This is a genomic window from Streptococcus sp. 10F2, from assembly GCF_054331515.2.
On sequence record NZ_JBTGGE020000076.1, the window covers coordinates 1 to 3,218 of the forward strand.

Genomic DNA, 3,218 nt, shown 5'->3' on the forward strand with positions numbered 1-3,218 from the left:
ACTGGATTCCTTGAACTCATCCAAATTATTTTTGAAAAATTGATTTTTCTCTACAAAACCTTGTAGAGTGAGTGTTAAGAACACTCAAAATTGAATAACTATAGAGGATATGAAATCCAAAAGTATCAAGTCTAACCTCAACTCGCATGTGAGTTTGTCATTTCTTTTCATACGGATTTCTTAAGGCTTCCGTTACTTAGTTTGACTTCGGATAAGTCTTCGAGCTATTAGTATTAGTCCGCTACATTGCTCACACAACTTCCACTCCTAACCTATCTACCTGATCATCTCTCAGGGCTCTTATTCATTACTGATGGGAAATCTCATCTTGAGGTGGGTTTCACACTTAGATGCTTTCAGCGTTTATCCCTTCCCTACATAGCTACCCAGCTGTGCCTCTGGCGAGACAACTGGTACACCAGCGGTAAGTCCACTCTGGTCCTCTCGTACTAGGAGCAGATCCTCTCAAATTTCCTACGCCCGCGACGGATAGGGACCGAACTGTCTCACGACGTTCTGAACCCAGCTCGCGTGCCGCTTTAATGGGCGAACAGCCCAACCCTTGGGACCGACTACAGCCCCAGGATGCGACGAGCCGACATCGAGGTGCCAAACCTCCCCGTCGATGTGAACTCTTGGGGGAGATAAGCCTGTTATCCCCAGGGTAGCTTTTATCCGTTGAGCGATGGCCCTTCCATACGGAACCACCGGATCACTAAGCCCGACTTTCGTCCCTGCTCGAGTTGTAGCTCTCGCAGTCAAGCTCCCTTATACCTTTACACTCTGCGACTGATTTCCAACCAGTCTGAGGGAACCTTTGGGCGCCTCCGTTACCTTTTAGGAGGCGACCGCCCCAGTCAAACTGCCCGTCAGACACTGTCTCCGATAGGGATTACCTATCTGGGTTAGAGTAGCCATACAACAAGGGTAGTATCCCAACAACGCCTCCGGTGAAACTGGCGTCCCACCTTCTTTGGCTCCTACCTATCCTGTACATGTGGCACAGATACTCAATATCAAACTGCAGTAAAGCTCCATGGGGTCTTTCCGTCCTGTCGCGGGTAACCTGCATCTTCACAGGTACTAAAATTTCACCGAGTCTCTCGTTGAGACAGTGCCCAAATCATTACGCCTTTCGTGCGGGTCGGAACTTACCCGACAAGGAATTTCGCTACCTTAGGACCGTTATAGTTACGGCCGCCGTTTACTGGGGCTTCAATTCATACCTTCGACTTACGTCTAAGCACTCCTCTTAACCTTCCAGCACCGGGCAGGCGTCACCCCCTATACATCATCTTACGATTTAGCAGAGAGCTGTGTTTTTGATAAACAGTTGCTTGGGCCTTTTCACTGCGGCTCAGTTATACTGAGCGCCCCTTCTCCCGAAGTTACGGGGCCATTTTGCCGAGTTCCTTAACGAGAGTTCTCTCGATCACCTGAGGCTACTCGCCTCGACTACCTGTGTCGGTTTGCGGTACGGGTAGTATATAGATTAGCGCTAGAAGCTTTTCTCGGCAGCCTGACATCAGGGACTCGCTAGCCTTAGCTAGCTCCCCATCACAGCTCAATGTTACAGGTAAAAGCATTTGACTCTTACCACACCTCACTGCTTAGACCAGAATCCATTCACTGGCTTCCCTTAGCCTTCTGCGTCACTCCTTCACTCTATATACTAGTACAGGAATATCAACCTGTTGTCCATCGAATACACCTTTCGGTCTCTCCTTAGGTCCCGACTAACCCAGGGCGGACGAGCCTTCCCCTGGAAACCTTAGTCTTACGGTGGATGGGATTCTCACCCATCTTGCGCTACTCATACCGGCATTCTCACTTCTATGCGTTCCAGTACTCCTCACGGTATACCTTCTCCACACATAGAACGCTCTCCTACCATCCTTTAAAAGGATCCACAGCTTCGGTAAATTGTTTTAGCCCCGGTACATTTTCGGCGCAGGGTCACTCGACTAGTGAGCTATTACGCACTCTTTGAATGAATAGCTGCTTCTAAGCTAACATCCTAGTTGTCTGTGCAACCCCACATCCTTTTCCACTTAACAATTATTTTGGGACCTTAGCTGGTGGTCTGGGCTGTTTCCCTTTCGACTACGGATCTTAGCACTCGCAGTCTGACTGCCGACCATAAATCATTGGCATTCGGAGTTTATCTGAGATTGGTAATCCGAGATGGACCCCTCACCCAAACAGTGCTCTACCTCCAAGATTCTTAATGTCGACGCTAGCCCTAAAGCTATTTCGGAGAGAACCAGCTATCTCCAAGTTCGTTTGGAATTTCTCCGCTACCCACAAGTCATCCAAGCACTTTTCAACGTGCCCTGGTTCGGTCCTCCAGTGAGTTTTACCTCACCTTCAACCTGCTCATGGGTAGGTCACATGGTTTCGGGTCTACGACCACATACTATACCGCCCTATTCAGACTCGGTTTCCCTACGGCTCCGTCTCTTCAACTTAACCTCGCATGTGATCGTAACTCGCCGGTTCATTCTACAAAAGGCACGCTCTCACCCATTAACGGGCTCGAACTTCTTGTAGGCACACGGTTTCAGGTTCTATTTCACTCCCCTCCCGGGGTGCTTTTCACCTTTCCCTCACGGTACTGGTTCACTATCGGTCACTAGGGAGTATTTAGGGTTGGGAGATGGTCCTCCCAGATTCCGACGGGATTCCTCGTGTCCCGCCGTACTCAGGATACTGCTAGGTTCATAGACTATTTTAAATACGAGGCTCTCACTCTCTTTGGCTGACCTTCCCATGTCATTCTTCTATAATCTACTTCACCATAGCGCAGTCCTACAACCCCGAGTGGTAAACCACTCGGTTTGCCCTCCTGCCGTTTCGCTCGCCGCTACTCAGGCAATCGCTTTTGCTTTCTCTTCCTGCAGCTACTTAGATGTTTCAGTTCACTGCGTCTTCCCTCTTATCTCTTAACGACATAAGATACTAGCCATTAGCTAGTGGGTTCCCCCATTCGGACATCTCTGGATCATCGCTTACTTACAGCTACCCAAAGCATTTCGTCGTTTGTCACGTCCTTCATCGGCTCCTAGTGCCAAGGCATCCACCGTGCGCCCTTACTAACTTAACCTCTTTTCTTAACTCTACCTGAATTAAGTAAACTCATTATGCGTTCAGCGTTTCGGTTTATTTCTTGTTACTTTCTTTGATATAGTTATTCAATTTTCAATGTTCTTTTAGGATAC

1 rRNA gene is annotated in these 3,218 nt (G+C 48.5%); it reads right to left on the minus strand.

The features are described from left to right. Positions 1-207 precede the first annotated feature (207 nt). Positions 208-3,103: ribosomal RNA gene (locus ACXM1Q_RS08810) — 23S ribosomal RNA — on the minus strand. Positions 3,104-3,218: the final 115 nt, after the last annotated feature.